Consider the following 18,370-nt stretch of genomic DNA (forward strand, 5'->3'; position numbering starts at 1 on the left):
GAGCGGACCTTGTTGTGGTCGCGCTAAATGACTCAGTTTGACCCGAAGCTGACGTCAGCCGGTTCGGGACCATACGCCTTGTGCGCAACATGGTCTCATGACAGCCCTGGCGCTGAACAACAGGGCCTGTTTCCGGCGAGCAAGATCTTAACGATCCCGCCACGCGGGGTTGGAAGCCATTCCTCTGGCGGGAGCGTCGGATTGCCCTAGATCTTTGCGGATCCGATATATCAGCGGGTCACGCAATGCCACAGAACAGCAAGTCCCGTTCTCCGATGGCCGTGCGGGAAGGGATTGGGTTTGTCCGCGTTCACGGGGCCCGCGAGCACAATCTCAAGAATATCGATCTCGAAATTCCTCGCGATGCTCTTGTGGTTTTCACAGGTGTCTCTGGCTCAGGAAAGTCTTCGCTGGCCTTCGGAACCCTTTATGCCGAGGCGCAACGGCGATATCTCGAGTCGGTGTCGCCCTATGCCAGACGACTGTTCCATCAGATGCCCGTCCCCGATGTGGACGACATTGACGGGTTGCCCCCCGCCGTCGCGCTTCAGCAGCAGCGCGGTTCACCGACCACGCGCTCCTCTGTGGGTAGCGTCACGACCTTATCCAACCTCTTGCGCATGCTTTATTCCCGCGCCGGAGACTATCCGCGCGGCCAGACGATCCTCTACGCCGAGTCGTTCTCGCCCAATACCCCGGAGGGGGCCTGTCCCCGGTGCCATGGCCTCGGACGGGTCTATGAGGTCACCGAGCGATCGATGGTGCCTGACGACACGCTGACCATTCGCGAGCGTGCCATCGCCGCCTGGCCAACCGCCTGGCATGGGCAGAACCTTCGCGACATCGCGACGACGCTCGGCTTCGACGTGGATCGGCCCTGGAAGGATCTGCTCAAGAAGGACCGCAACTGGCTGCTCTTCACGGATGAGCAGCCGACCGTTCCGGTCTATCCGGGATATACGCAGCAGGAGGTTCAGCGCGCGCTCAAACGTAAGGAAGAGCCCGCCTATCAGGGAACGTTCACGAGCGCCAAGCGCCACGTGCTGCACACCTTCGCGAACACGCAGAGCCCGCTGATGAAGCGGCGCGTGGCGCAATATATGGTGAGCGCCGAATGCCCGCTCTGCCATGGCAAGCGCCTGCGCCCCGAATCTCTCTCCGTCAAGTTCGCGGGGCTGGACATCGCCGACATCTCCAGTCTGCCGCTCGCCCGCCTCTCCGAAATCTTTCGCCCCTATGCGGACGGGACCGCCTCACGAAGGGCGAAGATCGAGACGGAGCATCCGGAAAAGACGGTGGTCGTACAGCGCATCGCACAGGATCTCGTCGCCCGGCTCAACGTCATGCTCGATCTCGGGCTCGGCTATCTCGCCATCGATCGCAGCACCCCGACGCTATCGCCCGGCGAGCTCCAGCGGCTGCGGCTCGCCACCCAGGTGCGCTCGAACCTGTTCGGTGTGGTCTATGTGCTCGACGAGCCGTCGGCCGGCCTTCACCCCGCCGATACCGAGGCCCTGCTGAATGCGCTTGGGCAGCTGAAGGCATCCGGGAATTCGCAGTTCGTGGTCGAGCACAATCTCGACGTGATCCGTCAGGCCGACTGGATCGTCGATGTGGGTCCCGGCGCCGGCGAGCAGGGCGGCTTCGTGCTCTATAGCGGTCCACCGGAAGGGCTCGGACAGGTTGAGGCCTCGCAAACACGGCGCTTCCTGTTCGGCGAAAGCCCTCTCCCGCCTCGGGAGCCGCGCGCGCCGAAAGACTGGCTGCGCCTCGCCGAAGTCACGCGCAACAATTTGGATGGGCTCGACGTCGCGTTTCCCTTAGGTGTGCTCACGAGTGTCACGGGAGTATCCGGCTCCGGCAAGTCGAGCTTGGTCAGCCAAGCCCTGGTCGAATTGGTCGCAGAGCATCTCGGCCATGACATCCCTGCACATGAGGAAGAGGGAGAGGAGCTCGAGCGGGCAGCGGTCATTCCCGCCAGTGGCCGGATCGTCGGCGGCATGAAAGGGATCAAGCGCCTGGTGCGGGTCGACCAGAAGCCGATCGGGCGCACGCCGCGCTCGAACCTCGCCACTTATACGGGCCTTTTCGATCATGTCCGCAAGCTGTTTGCCGCGACCAAGCAGGCCCGCGCCCGTCACTACGATGCGGGACGCTTTTCCTTCAACGTCGCCAAGGGACGCTGTCCCCATTGCGAGGGTGAAGGCTTCGTGATGGTGGAGCTGCTGTTCCTGCCGAGCGTCTATGCACCCTGCCCAACCTGTCATGGAGCGCGGTACAACGCCGAGACGCTCAAGATCAAATACCGCGATAAGTCCATCGCCGACGTGCTCGGAATGACCGTCGATGCGGCCTGGGAGTTCTTCGCCGACGAGCCGCACCTGCATCGCTCCCTCACGATCGTCCGCGAGGTGGGTCTGGGCTATCTGCGACTCGGCCAACCCGCGACAGAATTGTCCGGAGGGGAGGCGCAGCGGATCAAGCTTGCGACGGAGCTGCAGCGGATCCAGCGCGGCGATACACTCTACGTCCTCGACGAGCCGACCACCGGCTTGCACCCGGCCGATGTGGAAAGGCTCATCTCCCAGCTCGATGGGCTCGTCGAAGCCGGCAACTCCGTTATCGTGGTCGAGCACGACATGCGTGTCGCGGCGAGAAGCGACTGGGTCATGGATCTCGGTCCGGGAGCCGGTGACGAGGGCGGACGAATGGTTGCATCGGGGCCGCCCGTCGAAGTGGCAAAAGCATCAGGCAGCCGGACGGCGCCCTATTTGGCGTATGCCCTCGCTTGATGATGGTTGCCGCTGCGGCCGGCGAGAGCGTGCAGTACGCGAACGCGCTGCTTGCCCAACAGGGAACATTGATAACCCATCTTGTCCAATCACGACGGCTGGACCGCTGCCACAGGGCCCTGAAGGACCCGCTTCAGGCTCATCGAACTGTGACTGAGATCGCATCGAGCTGGGCTTCTCGGACATGACTCATTTCGGCCGCCGCTTCAAAGCGGCTTACGGCCTTCTTCCAAGTGAACTCCGCAGGCTCTCGAAGCAAATTTGATGTGTTTACGAGCTGGTGATCCGCCACCGAAGAGGCCGGTAGATCATCCGGGGATGGTATTGCTTTCGCGGTTTCCGGCAGTCTGGCGTCTTGCCCGGCTTCCGTCCTACGCCACTTAGTTCGGGGAGAAACTGAGGTGTCGCTCCGAAGCGGCTCCGGAGCCACCTCCTCCTAGTTCCTGACGGAGGCGATCTTGTCGCCTGAATGGATCTCGGCGCTGGCCAATCTCATGACAGGCCTAGCGGCCGTCGTCGCCGGCTGGGCCGGGGTCCGCGGCCTCAATGCCTGGCGGACCGAGATGGTCGGCCGGCGCAAGACTGAGCTCGCCGAGGAGGTGCTAGCGGGGTTCTACCGGGCCAGGGACATCCTAACATGGGCGCGCTTTCCCGCCTCAGATGACAACGACGGTGGGGAGGATGATCGCCCTGGAGCGAGACCGGAGGATGAGGAGCTTGAACGGGGCGAGATCTTCGCGCCCGTCGACCGCCTGACCAAGGAGAGCCAAGTGTTTTCCGAGCTCCAAGCGAGTCGGTACCGCTTCATGGCCTATTTCGGGGAGGAGGCCGCCCGGCCCTTCGAGGAGATCCGGGCCATTCACAGCGAGGTCATCGACTCGGCCCACAACCTGATCCGCACCTACGGCCAGGAGCCGACGGGCTCGGAGGAAGCGAGGCGCAACCAATGGGAAGCGGCCATTGGCTGGGGCGAAGGGAACGGTGACGTTTTCAGGAGGCGGCTCGACTTGGCGGTGAAGGCCATCGAGCAGACTTGCCGTCCCCTGATCGAGGAGCGCCATAAAACGCGCCGGAATGGTCTCGTTTGAGGCCTTTGGACATGTTCGCACCAGCCCGGCAATTGTGCCTGGCTGATTGACTGGGGCAAGCTGGCATTCATCAGCCTCGCGCGCTTCGCTCCCTTGCCGCAGGCGGCGGCCCAGACGCATTCGACAGAACGGTGTGGATCTGAGCTACCGCAGCCGCGCCCTCACCAATTGCGGCGCCGACGCGCTTGACGGATCCTGCCCGAACATCGCCTACCGCGAACACATGGGCGACGTCCGCTTCCAGCGGAGAGGGGCGTCCTGGACCGCTTTGTTCCGTCATGCCGGTGGCCGGGAGAGCCGCGCCGGTGCAAACGAAGCCCTTGGCGTCCAAGCTCACCCCACAACCCTCGAGCCAACCCGTTGCCGGGTCTGCGCCGATAAAGATGAAGACGTTGCGGATCGACTTCCCCGTCTCATCGCCTGCGACGCGGTTGCGCCACCGGACACGCTCGAGTTGCCCTTCGGGGGAACCCGACAGGTCAGTGATCTCTGTCTCGGTCAGCACTTCGATATTCTCGGCGGCCTCAATCCTGTCGATCAGGTATTGCGACATGCTCTCGGCGAGACTGGGACCACGGACGAGCATCCATACCTTCGCGGCGACGTCCGCCAGAAAGACGGCTGCCTGCCCGGCGGAGTTGCCGCCGCCCACAAGGGCGACCTCCTCGTTCCGGCACAGGCGCGCTTCGATGGGCGAGGCCCAGTACCACACGCCGCGCCCCTCGAACTCCCGCAGGCGAGGAATCTCCGGCCGCCGGTAGCGGGCGCCCGAGGCCACAACCACCGTGGAGCCTTTGACCCGCCGGCCGTCAGCGAGTTGAATCCCATACGGCGTTTGCGAGCAATCGAGGCCGACGGCTTCGGCCGGAATCACCATCTCGGCGCCAAATTTCTGCGCTTGGACGAAAGCGCGCGCCGTAAGCTCCCGGCCAGGGATGCCGGTGGGAAACCCCAGATAGTTCTCGATCCGGGCGCTCTCGCCCGCTTGGCCGCCAAAGGCCACCGCATCCAGGACAACGACGGACAATCCCTCCGACGCGGCGTAAACTGCCGTCGCGAGACCAGCGGGCCCCGCTCCGACGATCACGACGTCATAGGTTCGATCCGGAGCATCGATGGGCACCATTCCGAGTGCCTGCGCCAGCTCGCGCTCGGACGGATTCTTGAGAATTGTCCCCTTGGGACAGACGGCGAGGGGGAGATCCTTCGGATCCGGCGCATAGCGCTCGACCAGAGACGCCGCGTCGCGATCCCGAACAGGATCGAGTACCTGGCATGGATAGCCATTGCGGGCCAGGAAACCTTGCAGGCGAACCACGTCAGGATGAGTTTCGGGACCAATCAGGACCGGACCGCCTGCGCCGGTTTCGATCAGCACGACGCGTCTAAGAATGAGCGCCCGCATGATCCTGTCCCCCAGCTTGGCCTCGGCGATCAGAAGACTCCGCAGGTTATCGTGCGGAATGAGCAGCGCCTCTACATCGCCGGTGGCGTGCACATCCACGAGCGACGGGCGGCCGGATAATTGCCCCACCTCTGCGACGAAATCGCCGGGTCCCAGTTCGACAATGGGGGCGAGACGTCCCAGAGGATCGCGCCGGGTGACCCTGACCGAACCGGAAATGAGAACGAACATGCCCGGAGCATTGTCGCCCGTGACGAAAAGCGGCTCGCCTGCAGCGTAGTGCCTGGTCTCGCCGAAGCGGCGCAGGCGGTCGATGTCCGCGGTCCCAAATTTCGGAAACATCTGCTCGTCGCGCGGATCAATGGATGACATGGGACACCTTGCTTTTCACAGTATGAGATGATCGGGCTGGGTGGCGGCACTGAAATTTAGGAGCTGCTCCGGCCTAGTCGGCCGTCCCATGGGTCTGATCCTGCCCGGCGGCATCCTTCCTGTCCTGGTCGCGCACGAGCCAATGGACCGAGCCGAGTGCCAGGATAGCCGCGGCCAGACCGAGGATGGTGAGCGGGTCGGTCTTGCTCGCATCCAGGATGATGAATTTGCGCACCAGCGCCAGCAGGGCGATCAGCACCACTGTGCGCACCTGCACGACGCTTTCCTTACGGTGAAGGACGCTTATGATCGAATGGTTGAACTCAAGGGCGATCAGCACCGTGAAGATCATGCCGAAGACTGCCTGGAACACGCCCGTCTCCGCCGGGTCGAGCAGTCCAGACAGCACCAGCATGAGGATGCGGAAGCTCAGATGGATCAATGCGGCCGCGATCACCAGCCCGATCAGGCCAGTCAGCACCAGCGAGACGACCTGCTCGAAACGCTCGTAGGTGCTCAGGGCGGGCCAGGCCTCGCGGGTCTCGCGCAGGGCAGACGAGGTCCTCACTCGGCGGCCGGCCTGCTGCCGCCGTCCCTGCGCTGGGCCTTCCGGTCTAGCTCGACCGCATTGTGGTGGTCGTCCGTCGCGCCCGTGGCCTTTGTCGCACCCTCTGCCTTGGGCTGCGGCTCCAGCACCACTCTCTGCTGATCGCCGTCCCAGCGCGCGAGCACCCGGTCACCTTCCCGAACCTCGTTTGCCAGCATCGCTCGCGCAAGCTGGGTCTCAAGCTCAGAGCGGATGAGACGGCGCAGCTCGCGGGCTCCGAACTCCGGCCGGAAGCCGGCGGCCGCTAGGTGGTCGACAAGGCTGCCGTCGATGTCAAGCTCGATGCCTTGGCCATGGGCGGTGCGTTTCACCCGCTCCAGCTGGAGCTCGACGATGGAGCGGATCTCGCTGCGGGCAAGGGCGTGGAAGACGATGATCTCATCGATGCGGTTGATGAATTCCGGCCTGAAATGGCCGCGCAGCACGTCCATTAGCTCGCGCTTGAGACGGGCTTGGTCATCTTCGGCCGTGCCGCGCAGGTTGAGGTGGCGCTGGATGATGTCTGAGCCCAGGTTCGACGTGGCGATCAGGATCGTGTTGGTGAAGTCGACCACGCGACCCTTGCCGTCGGTGAGCCGCCCGTCGTCGAACACCTGAAGCAGCACGTTGTAGACATCCGGGTGGGCCTTTTCGATCTCATCCAGCAGTACGACGGAGTAGGGGCGCCGGCGCACGCGCTCGGTTAGCTGCCCGCCTTCCTCGTAGCCGACATAGCCGGGAGGCGCACCGATGAGACGAGCGACCGCGTGGCGCTCCATGTACTCCGACATGTCGAGGCGGATCATCGCGTCCTCCTCGCCGAAGACCGTTTCCGCGAGAGCCTTGGCCAGCTCTGTCTTGCCGACGCCGGTGGGGCCGAGGAACAGGAAGGTCGCGATGGGGCTGCGCCCCTCCCGCAGGCCAGCGCGCGCCAGACGGACGGCGTCACTCACGGCCTTCACCGCCTCCTCCTGACCGATCACGCGTTGGTGCAGGCGCTCTTCCATCTTCACAAGACGCTGACGCTCCTCGGTCGTGAGTTCGTTGACCGGAACGCCGGTGAGCTTGGACACCACCTGTGCGATATGCTCCGTACGCACCTCGGTCGAGGCCGAGCCGCGTTCCCGCCGCCAGCGTTCGGTGGCGTCCTGCAGATCCTTGTTGCGGGCATCGTGCCGGGCCTGGATTTCCGAGGCGCGGTCGAAGTGCTTGCGGGAGGAGGCGTAGTCCTGCTCGCGCTTGAGCTGGCGCACCTCGGCCTCCATGTCCTGCACGTCCACTGGCCGGGCGGTGGCAGAGATCTTTACCCGGGCGGCGGCTTGGTCGATCAGATCAATGGCCTTGTCGGGCAGGAAGCGTCCGGTGATGTAGCGGTCGGACAGCTCCGCCGCTGCAATGATGGCCTCGTCCGTGATCGTGACCTTGTGGTGCGCCTCCAGGGTATCGCGCAGGCCGCGCAGGATCATGATGGTCTGGGCAACCGTCGGCTCGGGCACGAAGACCGGCTGGAAGCGGCGCTCCAGGGCCGCGTCCTTCTCGATGTATTTCTGGTACTCGTTGAGCGTCGTCGCGCCGATCAGGTTGAGCTCGCCGCGGGCGAGTGCCGGCTTGAACACGTTGGCGATGTCGAGCCCGCCTTCGCCGCCGCCCTGGCCCGCGCCGACGATGGTGTGGATCTCGTCGATGAAGAGGACGAGCTCGTCCTTGCGCTCGGTGACCTCCTTGAGGATCTGCTGAACGCGCTCCTCGAACTCGCCCCGATACTTGGAGCCGGCCACCATGGAGTTGATAGAGAGTTCAACGAGGCGCTTGTCCCGCAGGCTCTCAGGCACTTCGGCGCCAACGATGCGCTGAGCAAGCCCTTCGACGATGGCGGTTTTGCCGACACCCGGCTCGCCGATGAGGACCGGGTTGTTCTTCTTGCGCCGTGCGAGGACTTCGATGGTGGTTTCGATCTCCTGCGCCCGTCCGATCACTGGATCGAGCTTGCCTTCACGGGCGAGCTTGGTGAGATCGCGTGAGTATTTGTCTAGATTGGGCGTGTTGGTGGGCGTGTCGACCCGCCCTTCCTCGGCACCGCGGCCGACCACCTTGGTGACCTGCTGGCGGATGGCCTGCGGCGTGAGGCCATAGCGGTTCAGGACATCGGGTCCGATGCCTTCCCCCTCCTCAGCCAGTCCGATGAGCAGGTGCTCGGGGCCGACATAGGAGTGGCCGAACTCGCCGGAGACCGAGAAGGCGCGCGAGAGGGCGCTCTTCACCCGGGGCGAGACGCCGATCTCGCCGCCTTCCTCCGGATTGAAATCGCCCCGGGGGCTTTCCTGGACGATCTGGTTGCGCAGGTCATCGAGCGAGACCTTGAACTGGTCGAGTATGGTGCGGACGACGTCACTTTCGGTCAGAGCGAGCAGGAGATGTTCGGTGTCGACCTCGCGGCGGCCGAAGTCGCCAGCCCGCTGAGCAGCCGATTGGAGGATCTCCTCAGCATGCTCGCTCAGACGGTCCGCCACGCCTGCTGCCGCGCCGCGGCCGCGGGTGCGTCCACGCCCGGACCGGACCGGAATGGGCGTGCCGCCATCCCCGGTGTCGGAAGGCTCATCGGCAAGTCTCCCTGCGCTGCTGCGCGGGCTCTCGCCGAAGAAATCGTCGCCGAAGAAGTCGTCGAACAGGCTGCCGCGCTCGCCGAAGAGTGACTCCAGCGGCGAACTCGGCCGCTGCTGCCGCGCCAAACGCCGGTAATCGACGTCACAGAGCTCCATGGTCTGGCGTTGGCCGTGGCTGACCACCTGCGCTCGAACGGTCGCAGGTCGAACACCACAGATGTCACACAATCCGTCTGCCATGACATGCCTCCATGCTGGCTATCCCGCACTCTGGACGGGCGTTCTGTCATTTCAGCAGACGCTCGCCGCAGCACACTGCTTCGGCGTGATTCATGAAGGGTACCAGTCGCGGGAGCTATAATCATACCGGTCAATTACTGAGGGAGGGTACGTGGCTGCGAACCAATCAGCGTAGGCGTGCCTCCATCAGCCCACCTTACATGACAGAGCAGCCAATGCCGGCGGTTCAGGTGTGGCAGGATCGACCAGGAAAGACGCCTAGCCGCAATCCCCTTTGGCAAGCCGCCCTCACACACGTAAAGATCTATCGGAAGGCCGCTCATGATGTGTTTCCAGGGAGAATGGAATGAGCACGGCGGAAGGCTTTCCCAACGGCGGCATCATGGGTGAACGCGTGCGAACCTACGACTGGACTGCCACGCCCCTCGGGCCAGCAGAGACTTGGCCGCAGTCGCTCCGCACCGCCTTAAGCATCATGCTGCACTCCGCCTTCCCTACCTACCTGGCCTGGGGGCAGCAACTGACAAGCTTCTACAACGACGCTTACATTCCTATGCTAGGCGAAAAACCGGAAGCGCTCGGACGGTCGTTCCCGGAGGTCTGGCCCGAGACTTGGGACATCGTCGGCCCCATCGCCGCGCGGGCCATGCGAGGGGAGGCCAGCTACTTCGAGGACATGCCGCTAACGGTCATGCGCAGAGGCTACCCCGAACTAACCTGGTTCTCCTTCTCTTACAGTCCCGTCTGTGACGAAACCGGGGGAGTCGGCGGGGTGCTGTGCACGGTTCACGAGACCACCGAGCGCGTCCAGGCTGAGGCAGCCCTGCGCGAAAGCGAGAACAAGCTTGCAGCCATTCTGGAGCAACTGCCGGTTGGTGTAGGCCTCGTCGACCCGGAAGGTAACATCGTCCTGAGCAACCAGATCCTCCAGCAGTACGCCCTAGAAAAAGTCCCCTCCAGAGATCCCATTCAAGGCGAGCGCTGGCGGGGCTACACCCCTGAGGGCCAGCGTCTCAGCCCCTCCGACTATCCGAGTGCGCGAGCGCTGCGGGGTGAAACGGTTATTCCAGGTGTCGACTTCCTCGTCACACTCCCCAATGGCCAGGATGTCTGGACGCGCGTGAGCGCTGCGCCCTTCCGCACGACCGCTCAGGAGGGTCTGGGCGCCGTCTTCGTAGTGCAGGTCGTCGAGCGGGAGAAGCGGACGGAGCAGGCGTTGCGCGAAAGCCAGACCCGGCTCCAGGCTGCCATCGACCTCGTCGGTCTGTCGCCCTACACCTGGAATCCGGTCACGGGAGGACTGGACTGGGATGCCCGGCTCAAGGCGATGTGGGGCCTGCCGCCTGATGCTCATGTCGACGAGGAGGTGTTTCTGTCCGGCATGCATCCCGAGGATCGCCCGCGCGTCGAGGCCGCTATCGCCCAGTGCAGCGATCCTGCCGGTCCTGGTATCTACGCCATTGAATACCGCGTGATCGGGATCGAGGATGGGGTCGAGCGTTGGGTCTCCACGCAGGGCCGGACCAGTTTCGAGCATGGCCGTCCCGTTGCGTTCATTGGAGCCGCCTTGGACATCACGGAGCGCAAGCGGGCTGAAGCAGCCCTGCGTGAGAGCGAAGAGCGCTTCCGGCAGTTCGCTGAGAACTCGAGCAACACTCTTTGGATCCTGAACTTCGAGACGATGAACCTCGAATACCTGAGCCCCGCTTTCGAACCTGTTTGGGGCGAGCCGCGGGAGGGAGTGCTCGGCAATCCCACCCGTTGGAGCCGCTTCGTCCATCCGGAAGATCGACAACGCGCTCGAGGCGCGCTTGAACGCGTCAAACTGGGCGACATCTGCACTGAGGAGTTTCGCATCATCCGGCAGGATGGGGGCGTGCGTTGGATCCGGAACACCTTCTTCCCCATTCGCGACGCACAGGGCCAGATCCGACGAGCCGGCGGAATTGCCCAGGACATCACCCGACATAACGGGCGTTTCGTGTATGTTGTCGATGGCAATGAGACCACCCGCCAAGGTCTATCCCGTTTACTTCGCGACGCCGGCTACAAGGCCAGAGTCTTTTCGTCTGGTAAATCCTTCCTGGAGGCGGCCCCGGCTCTCGCGGCCGGGTGCGTCGTTCTCGACATCGGCCGGTCTGGCGCTGGTGGTCTGGTCATTCCGAGGGAGCTCAAGGCCCGTCGCATCGGTCTGCCGGTCATTGTTCTGGGGGACGCTAAAGGCGACGTGACCTTTGGGGTGCAGGTGATGAAAGCTGGAGCTGTGGACTTCCTGCCGATCCCGTATGGTTCGGACCAGCTTCTGGCCGCAGTGGCGTCGGCCGCAGCCAGTACCCATGAGGAAAATGAGCAAGACCAGGAGGCAGGCCGGGCGCGGCTTCGGCTTGCCGAGATGTCGGAACGGGAGCGCGAAGTCCTGGCAGGCTTGTTGGCCGGCAAGACCAACAAGGAAATTGGACGGGACATCGGCCTCAGCCCTCGGACGGTAGAGACCCATCGGGCCCACGTCATGCAGCGGCTCGGCGTACAGACCTTGTCACAAGCTGTGCTGGTTGCAACCTCCGCAGGGTTCCAGTCGCCCAACCCAGGGCCGAACGTGCCGCAGGGATCAGACACGCCCGAAACCTGATCGCCCAGCAGGAATGTTCCTCAGGGATCATCCGCAGCACTTCCCCTCAGCGCAGACGTTCAAAGGCTACGAACCCTGACGACCTCTCCGCGACGCCATCGTCAAGGTGACGAGTTGCGCCTATCGAGCATGCGGCTACAGGTTGGGAGAACACGATGAGAGCAGTTGTCTATAACGGGCCGCGCGATGTTGCGGTACAGGACGTGCCCGACGCGCGCATCGAGAGGCCGACCGACGTTCTGGTACGGATCACGAGCACCAACATCTGCGGCTCCGATCTGCACATGTATGAGGGCCGGACCGACTTCCCGCGCGGCGGCGTGTTCGGGCACGAGAACCTCGGTCAGGTGGCCGAAGTAGGGAACGCGGTCGATCGGGTGAAGGTTGGGGACTGGGTCGCCATACCCTTCAACATCGGCTGCGGGTTCTGCAAGAACTGTGAACGCGGCTTGAGCGCGTTCTGCCTGACCACGGCGGATCGAAGCGTCGTGCCGAACATGGCAGGCGCCGCCTACGGCTTCGCCGATATGGGACCGTATCGGGGCGGCCAGGCCGACCTACTTCGCGTCCCTTATGGCGATTATAATTGCCTGAAGCTGCCACCGGACGCGGAGGAGCGCCAGAACGACTATGTGATGCTGGCCGACATCTTCCCAACCGGCTGGCACGTCACCGAACTTGCAGGGTTGCGTCCCGGCGAGTCGGTTGTCATCTACGGGGCCGGGCCGGTCGGCCTCATGGCTGCTCACTCCGCGATGATCAAGGGCGCCTGCATGGTCATGGTCGTCGACCGCCATCCCGACCGTCTGCGCCTCGCAGAGTCGATTGGGGCCTTGCCCATTGACGATTCCAAGGGCTCCCCGGCGGACCAAGTCCTTGCTTTGACGAACGGCATCGGTGCCGACCGCGGCTGCGAATGCGTCGGCTACCAGGCCCACGACCCGGAGGGCCACGAGCACCCCAACATGATCATGAACGACTTGGTAAGGTCAGTGAAATTCACCGGCGGCATCGGCGTGGTCGGCGTCTATGTGCCCCAGGATCCGGCTCCGCAGGACCCGCTCTACAAGCAGGGCGAGATCGTTTTCGATTACGGTCTCTTCTGGTTCAAGGGTCAGACGATCGGCACCGGCCAGTGCAACGTGAAGGCGTATAACCGGCAGCTGCGAGACCTGATCTCGACTGGCCGCGCGAAGCCGTCCTTCATCATCTCGCACGAGCTGCCGCTGGGCGAGGCATCAGATGCCTACCAGCACTTCGACGCGCGCGACGATGGCTGGACCAAGGTGGTTCTCAAGCCAGCCGCGTGACTGGCCGGGCCGGGCGCGAATCGCGCTCTCGGCCTGCATGCCATCTCGCCGAACGAGCTCGAACGTGAGGACGCCATGCCGATCTACGACTACGAGTGCCAAGGGTGCGGGCCATTCACAGCGATGCAGCCCATGGCGCGGTTCCAGGACCCATGCGCATGCCCGAAATGCGGGGCTGAAACGTCACGGGCATTTCTCAGCGCACCAGCCATCGCCAGCATCAGCCCGAGCGGCCGCACCGCCTACGAAGCAACCCAGCCGAGCGCAACTTACCCGCGGCCCTCTTCGGCGGCGCATCCAGCCGGCTGTGGCTGTTGCGTTCGCCGAATGCCGCTGCCGGGCGCCCTGTCCGCGGTCGGACGGGTCTTCACGTCGCACGGGCCAATACGGTGTAGCGGGCAGTGATGGCTGCAGCGTAAGCAGGCTTGTCGACCGGCAAGACCAAAAAGGCGATCGGACAGGATATCGGCCTCAGTCCTCGGACGGAAGAGACACATTGGGCCCACTTCATGCAGACCCTGTCACAAGCCGTGCTGATCGCAACCTCCGTGGGATTCCAGGCGCCCAACCCAGGGCCGAACGTGCCGCAGGGGGCAGACACGCCCGAAACCTGACCGCCTAGCCGGAATGTCCCGCTCATGTTGCTGTCCTCGCCGTCGGTCGGCAGAGCGGGAGAACCGCGCTGCATCGTAACGGAGCGGGATGTCCCTCAGGGATCATCCGCAGCACTTCCCCTCAGCGCGGACGTTCATGAGCCACGACCCCTGACGACCACCCCCGCAGAGATCTGCCCCGTGCCGCACTGGTTTCCGGACGCAGGAGCCTCTGCATCTTCGTTGGACAAGAGGAGGAGGAAAGCATGCGAGCCCTCGTTTGGCACGGCAAGGAAGACATCCGCTGCGACACCGTCACTGACCCTGAGATCGAGCAGCCGCGCGATGCCATCGTCAAGGTGACCAGTTGCGCCATCTGCGGCTCGGACCTGCACCTGTTCCACAACTTCATCCCGGCGATGCTGCCCGGCGACGTCATGGGGCACGAGATGATGGGGGAGGTCGTCGAGGTGGGGTCCGAGGCGAGGGGCAAGCTCAAGAAGGGAGACCGCGTCGTTGTCCCCTTCACGATCATCTGTGGCGAGTGCGATCAGTGCAAGCGCGGCAATTTCTCGGTGTGCCAGACCACCAACCGCAAGAAGGATCTCGCCGACAAGGTCTTCGGCCACGCGACCGCAGGCCTGTTCGGCTACACGCATCTGACCGGCGGCTATCCTGGCGGGCAGGCCGAGTATCTCCGCGTCCCCTTTGCCGATGCGACGCATATCAAGGTGCCGGATGGGATCCCGGACGAGAAGGTTCTCTTCCTCGGTGACATCTTCCCGACCGGATGGCAGGCCGCTGTCCAGTGTGACATCCAGCCGACGGACACGGTAGCGATCTGGGGCTGCGGTCCTGTCGGTCAGATGGCGATCCGCAGCGCCGTCCTCCTCAGCGCCAAGCAGGTGATCGCCATCGATCATCTGCCGGAGCGCCTGGAAATGGCAGAAGCTGGTGGTGCCATCACGATCAACTTCGACGAGGAGAGCGTGGTTGAGCGTCTGAACGAACTGACTGGTGGCGAGGGCCCGGAGAAGTGCATTGATGCCGTCGGAATGGAAGCCCATGTGTCGCCCTCCATGCCGGATACTGTCTACGACCGCGCCAAGCAGATGCTGGGAGCCGAAAGCGATCGGCCGCACATCCTTCGCGAGATGATCTACGTCTGCCGCCCGGCCGGGGTGATTTCGATCCCCGGTGTCTATGGTGGGTTGGTCGACAAGATCCCGATGGGCCAGCTGATGAACAAGGGGCTGACCATCCGGACGGGCCAGACGCACGTCAACCGCTGGACCGATGACCTTCTGCGCCGCATCGAGGAGGGGCAGATCGACCCATCGTTTGTCATCACCCACACCGTGAGCCTCGAGGACGGGCCCGAGATGTACAAGGTGTTCCGGGACAAGCAGGACAGCTGCATCAAGGTGGTTTTGAAGCCCTAAAATACTGGGAGAGAAAACATGGCTTATTACATCTCGAACATTGCCCGGTCCAAGGGCGACCCGAAAGTCCTCCATTCCGGCCCCAGCTCGCTGGGGGCCGCTGACCGCCTGGCTAAAGCGTTGGGTTGGTACAGCATCGGTCTGGGTATAGCGGAGCTAGTCGCGCCGGAGCGCTTCACCCGGGCGCTTGGCATGGAGGGCAAGGAAGGCCTCGTGCGGGCCTATGGCGTCCGCGAACTCGGGCACGGCATCGTCTCGCTCTCGCCCGACAAGCACCTCGGCCTGTGGAGCCGCGTCGCGGGAGACGGGCTCGACATCGCCACCCTGATGACGGCCATGCGGCATGACAATCCGAAGCGCAACAATGTCGGGATTGCTCTTGCGGCGGTGCTGGGGGTGACGTTGCTCGACATCATTGGCGCGCAGGGGGTCACGGCCCGCCACAGCCGCCCCCGGGGCCGGCCACGCTCCTACCGAAATCGGACGGGCTTCCCGCAGGGTGTCCAGGCGTCGCGAGGCGCAGCCAAGGACTTCCAGGTGCCTCCGGACATGCGGGCCGCACCAACCCTCGCAGCGGTGTCGGATCGTGCCCCGCAAGAGAGGGCACGCTCTCACTGAGCTTTCGACGATACGGCTGCGCTCGAGCGGCGCTCACGCTGTGAGGGGGCAGCCGTATCCTACACGATCATTGCCACGCGATGGAGGTGACCATGCTCAGGCTCACACCAACGACCCTGCTTTTCGGAACGCTCCTGGCCACCACATCCATGGCCCAGCAGAGTGCGGCACCCTCTCAGAGTACGGCGCAGCTACAGCAGGTTGCCAGCTTTGAACACCAGGTGACCGGAGTGACCGTTTCGAAGGATGGACGCATCTTCGTCAACTTCCCGCGTTGGACGGAGGATTCACCGATCTCGGTGGCCGAGGTGACGCGCGACGGCCAGATCAAACCTTACCCGGATGACGAGTGGAATTCCTGGCGCAATGCCAAGAAGAACCAGATGTCAGCCGGGGATCACTTCGTGTGCGTCCAGAGTGTCGTGGCCGATGCACACGGCAATCTCTGGGTCGTCGATCCGGCCGCACCAGCCACAGCACCCGTTGTGCAGGGTGGGCCCAAGCTCGTCAGGATCGATCTGAAGACAAACAAGGTTGCGCAGGTGATCCGCTTCGACGAGACGGTCGCGCCTCAGGGCAGCTACCTGAACGACGTGCGGTTTTCGCCGGATGGGCGGCATGCCTACCTGACCGATGCCGGGGCCAAAGGTGCACTCGTTGTTGTGGATCTCCAGAACGGCAAGGCTCGACGCGTCCTTCACGGCCACCCGAGCACCCAGCCGGAAAAGGATGTGGTGGTGAAGACTGATGGGCAGGAGTTGCGCCGGCCCGACGGGCGTGGGGTCGAATTTGCCGCTGACAGCATCGCACTCTCTCCCGATGGGCGCACGCTCTATTGGAAAGCCCTGACCGGCCGGACCCTCTATCGCATCACGACGGATGCCTTGGAGAACTCACGTCTGTCCGAGAAGGACCTCGAAGCTCGTGTGGAGCGTGCCGCCGAAACCGAGCCGACGGACGGCCTTTGGATCGACGGGCGCGGGCGGCTTTATTTGAGCGCCATTGAGCAGGATGCCGTGAAGGTCCGCGATGGAGATCGCATCACCACTCTTGTCCAGGACAAGCGGTTGCGCTGGCCCGATACATTCTCGGAGGGACCCGACGGGACCATCTACGTCACCAGCTCCCGCATTCAGGACATGAGCTGGTTCAAGCCTGAGACCGGCCCGCGCCTTGAGACGCAACTGTGGCGCATCGAGCCCGGACAGAACGGGGAGGCGACCGGCTCGGCCGGGCAGCCCCAACGACCCTGACGGAACAGTTGGCATGACAGGAGGCCTTCCATGATGGGGCGACTGGAGCAGGGCCTTGGAATACTCCTGATCCTGATCATTTTGCTCGATATCTTTCTGACCGTGCTCTACGCCAGGATCGGCACCAGCATCATCGGATCCAGGGTCGCGCAGCTGGTCTGGGCCTCCTTCGTCAAAGCCTCAAAGGTTTTTGGCTCTAGACAAGGAGCCGTTCTGTCCTTCTGCGGTCCGATCATCCTCGTATTGTTGGTTGGGGTCTGGGGTCTCGGCCTGACACTTGGGGCGGCGTTGATCATGCACCCGGAACTCGGCACCTCCATCCGGGCCAGCAATGGCGAGACGCCCACCGACTTCGTCACCGCGATGTATGCCGGGGGCACCAGCATGGCGATTGTCGGTGCGAGCGACTTCACCCCCCACACAAGCCCGACACGGTTGCTCTTCCTGTTCAACTCGCTGATCGGCATGTCGGTGATGTCGCTGACGCTGACCTACCTGATGCAGGTCTACACAGCGCTCCAGCGCCGCAACGTGCTGGCCATGAACATTCATTTCCTCTCAGGGTGCACAGGCGATGCGGCCGAATTGCTGGCCCGTCTCGGACCTCAGGGGCAGTTCAGTGGCGGTTACACGAACCTGTCGGAACTCGGTGTCGAGATGACCATGGCCAAGGAGGCACACCACTTCTACCCGGTGCTGTTCTATTTCCGCTTCAGTGACCCATACCACTCGGTGTCCCGTTCCACGCTGGTTGCGTTGGACACGGTGAGCCTGATCAAGAGCGCTCTGGATGATCAGAAGTACGGCTGGCTGAAGGAGGCAGGAGCCGTCGTGCAACTCTGGGAAGCGTCAATGATGCTGGTCACCACCTTGGAGAACACCTTCCTCCCCCATGGGGCACCGGACCGGGAGGCTCAACCGGACCAGCAGACCCGCGATCGCTGGCGAGCACGCTACCACGCTGCCCTGCTTCGGCTTCGGCAGGCGGGGATCGAGATCACGGCTGACGGGCAGGCTGGTGCCGAGGCCTACATCTCCTGCCGAATGCAATGGGACCATCACATCACGAACCTAGCACCCTCGATGGCGTACGGCATGGAGGAGATCGACGCGGCAATGAGCCGTTTAGGATCGAAGGGCGGCCCGAACGAGCCCCGGTCCCGCCTATACGTGGCCGAATGATCCGATAAAGGCTAGAATGCCGCTCAGCGAGACGGCTTGCGGGATTCTCAAGTTTCTTTCGTGAGACCCACCGAAAATCCGGCGCCCGTATGACAATGGCAACGCTGAGTGCGCACTTCGGCACGGATCCCGCTGTTGCAGTGGCCATTTCCGAGTAGAAGCAGCTTGGATACGTGACAGTGCCGGACGCCGGAACTGTCTAACTGACGGACCTTGGCTTCGACGCAATCCATCGTGGCGTTGCATGAACGTCTTCT

General features: G+C 63.6%; 12 protein-coding genes. 9 read left to right on the forward strand and 3 right to left on the reverse strand.

Features of this window, described 5'->3' with window-relative positions:
• Window positions 1-245: 245 nt before the first annotated feature.
• Complete coding sequence (locus tag I2H36_RS19665) at window positions 246-2,792, forward strand: excinuclease ABC subunit UvrA (protein ID WP_196265595.1); 2,547 nt, start codon at window positions 246-248, stop codon at window positions 2,790-2,792.
• 458 nt (window positions 2,793-3,250) lie between these two features.
• Window positions 3,251-3,880, forward strand: a complete 630-nt coding sequence (locus I2H36_RS19670) for a hypothetical protein (RefSeq protein WP_196265596.1) — start codon at window positions 3,251-3,253, stop codon at window positions 3,878-3,880.
• 70 nt (window positions 3,881-3,950) lie between these two features.
• On the opposite strand, the gene I2H36_RS19675 is transcribed toward I2H36_RS19670, so the two are convergent.
• The 3 genes from I2H36_RS19675 to I2H36_RS19685 all read right to left on the reverse strand — a co-directional run bounded on the left by I2H36_RS19675 (window position 3,951) and on the right by I2H36_RS19685 (window position 9,086).
• Entirely contained in the window at window positions 3,951-5,657 is a 1,707-nt protein-coding gene (locus tag I2H36_RS19675; RefSeq protein WP_196265597.1) for an FAD-dependent oxidoreductase, read from the reverse strand.
• A gap of 73 nt (window positions 5,658-5,730) precedes the next feature.
• Window positions 5,731-6,225, reverse strand: coding sequence for a phosphate-starvation-inducible PsiE family protein (locus I2H36_RS19680; protein ID WP_343234483.1), 495 nt, complete (start codon window positions 6,223-6,225; stop codon window positions 5,731-5,733).
• A complete protein-coding gene (locus I2H36_RS19685) occupies window positions 6,222-9,086 on the reverse strand; it encodes an ATP-dependent Clp protease ATP-binding subunit (RefSeq protein WP_196265598.1) in 2,865 nt (954 codons plus the stop codon). Before I2H36_RS19685 ends, I2H36_RS19680 begins: the two co-directional genes overlap by 4 nt.
• A gap of 346 nt (window positions 9,087-9,432) precedes the next feature.
• On the opposite strand from I2H36_RS19685, the gene I2H36_RS19690 reads away from it, so the two are divergent.
• The 7 genes from I2H36_RS19690 to I2H36_RS19720 all read left to right on the forward strand — a co-directional run bounded on the left by I2H36_RS19690 (window position 9,433) and on the right by I2H36_RS19720 (window position 18,113).
• A complete protein-coding gene (locus I2H36_RS19690; protein ID WP_196265599.1) occupies window positions 9,433-11,715 on the forward strand; it encodes a PAS domain S-box protein in 2,283 nt (760 codons plus the stop codon).
• A 155-nt stretch (window positions 11,716-11,870) separates the two neighbouring features.
• The gene (locus I2H36_RS19695) at window positions 11,871-13,025 is read left to right on the forward strand and encodes a glutathione-independent formaldehyde dehydrogenase (protein WP_196265600.1); all 1,155 of its coding nucleotides are present in this window, start codon (window positions 11,871-11,873) and stop codon (window positions 13,023-13,025) included.
• Window positions 13,026-13,100: 75 nt separating this feature from the next.
• Window positions 13,101-13,430, forward strand: coding sequence for an FmdB family zinc ribbon protein (locus I2H36_RS20550; protein ID WP_196265601.1), 330 nt, complete (start codon window positions 13,101-13,103; stop codon window positions 13,428-13,430).
• Window positions 13,431-13,884: 454 nt separating this feature from the next.
• On the forward strand, window positions 13,885-15,060 hold the full coding sequence (locus I2H36_RS19705; protein WP_196265602.1) for a zinc-dependent alcohol dehydrogenase: 1,176 nt from the start codon (window positions 13,885-13,887) through the stop codon (window positions 15,058-15,060).
• Between the two features lie 18 nt (window positions 15,061-15,078).
• The gene (locus I2H36_RS19710; RefSeq protein ID WP_196265603.1) at window positions 15,079-15,678 is read left to right on the forward strand and encodes a hypothetical protein; all 600 of its coding nucleotides are present in this window, start codon (window positions 15,079-15,081) and stop codon (window positions 15,676-15,678) included.
• A gap of 92 nt (window positions 15,679-15,770) precedes the next feature.
• Window positions 15,771-16,931, forward strand: coding sequence for an SMP-30/gluconolactonase/LRE family protein (locus I2H36_RS19715; RefSeq protein ID WP_196265604.1), 1,161 nt, complete (start codon window positions 15,771-15,773; stop codon window positions 16,929-16,931).
• Between the two features lie 30 nt (window positions 16,932-16,961).
• Window positions 16,962-18,113, forward strand: a complete 1,152-nt coding sequence (locus I2H36_RS19720) for a potassium channel family protein (RefSeq protein ID WP_196265605.1) — start codon at window positions 16,962-16,964, stop codon at window positions 18,111-18,113.
• The last annotated feature ends 257 nt before the right edge of the window (window positions 18,114-18,370 follow it).

The sequence above is a fragment of the Microvirga terrestris genome (assembly GCF_015694425.1).
GTDB classification, from domain to species: Bacteria; Pseudomonadota; Alphaproteobacteria; order Rhizobiales; family Beijerinckiaceae; genus Microvirga; species Microvirga terrestris.

Coding starts and splice junctions, on each gene's coding strand:
- I2H36_RS19665 (WP_196265595.1), top strand. CDS start 246: ATGCCACAGAACAGCAAGTCCCGTTCTCCGATGGCCGTGCGGGAAGGG.
- I2H36_RS19675 (WP_196265597.1), bottom strand. CDS start 5,657: ATGTCATCCATTGATCCGCGCGACGAGCAGATGTTTCCGAAATTTGGG.
- I2H36_RS19685 (WP_196265598.1), bottom strand. CDS start 9,086: ATGGCAGACGGATTGTGTGACATCTGTGGTGTTCGACCTGCGACCGTT.
- I2H36_RS19690 (WP_196265599.1), top strand. CDS start 9,433: ATGAGCACGGCGGAAGGCTTTCCCAACGGCGGCATCATGGGTGAACGC.
- I2H36_RS19695 (WP_196265600.1), top strand. CDS start 11,871: ATGAGAGCAGTTGTCTATAACGGGCCGCGCGATGTTGCGGTACAGGAC.
- I2H36_RS20550 (WP_196265601.1), top strand. CDS start 13,101: ATGCCGATCTACGACTACGAGTGCCAAGGGTGCGGGCCATTCACAGCG.
- I2H36_RS19705 (WP_196265602.1), top strand. CDS start 13,885: ATGCGAGCCCTCGTTTGGCACGGCAAGGAAGACATCCGCTGCGACACC.
- I2H36_RS19710 (WP_196265603.1), top strand. CDS start 15,079: ATGGCTTATTACATCTCGAACATTGCCCGGTCCAAGGGCGACCCGAAA.
- I2H36_RS19715 (WP_196265604.1), top strand. CDS start 15,771: ATGCTCAGGCTCACACCAACGACCCTGCTTTTCGGAACGCTCCTGGCC.
- I2H36_RS19720 (WP_196265605.1), top strand. CDS start 16,962: ATGATGGGGCGACTGGAGCAGGGCCTTGGAATACTCCTGATCCTGATC.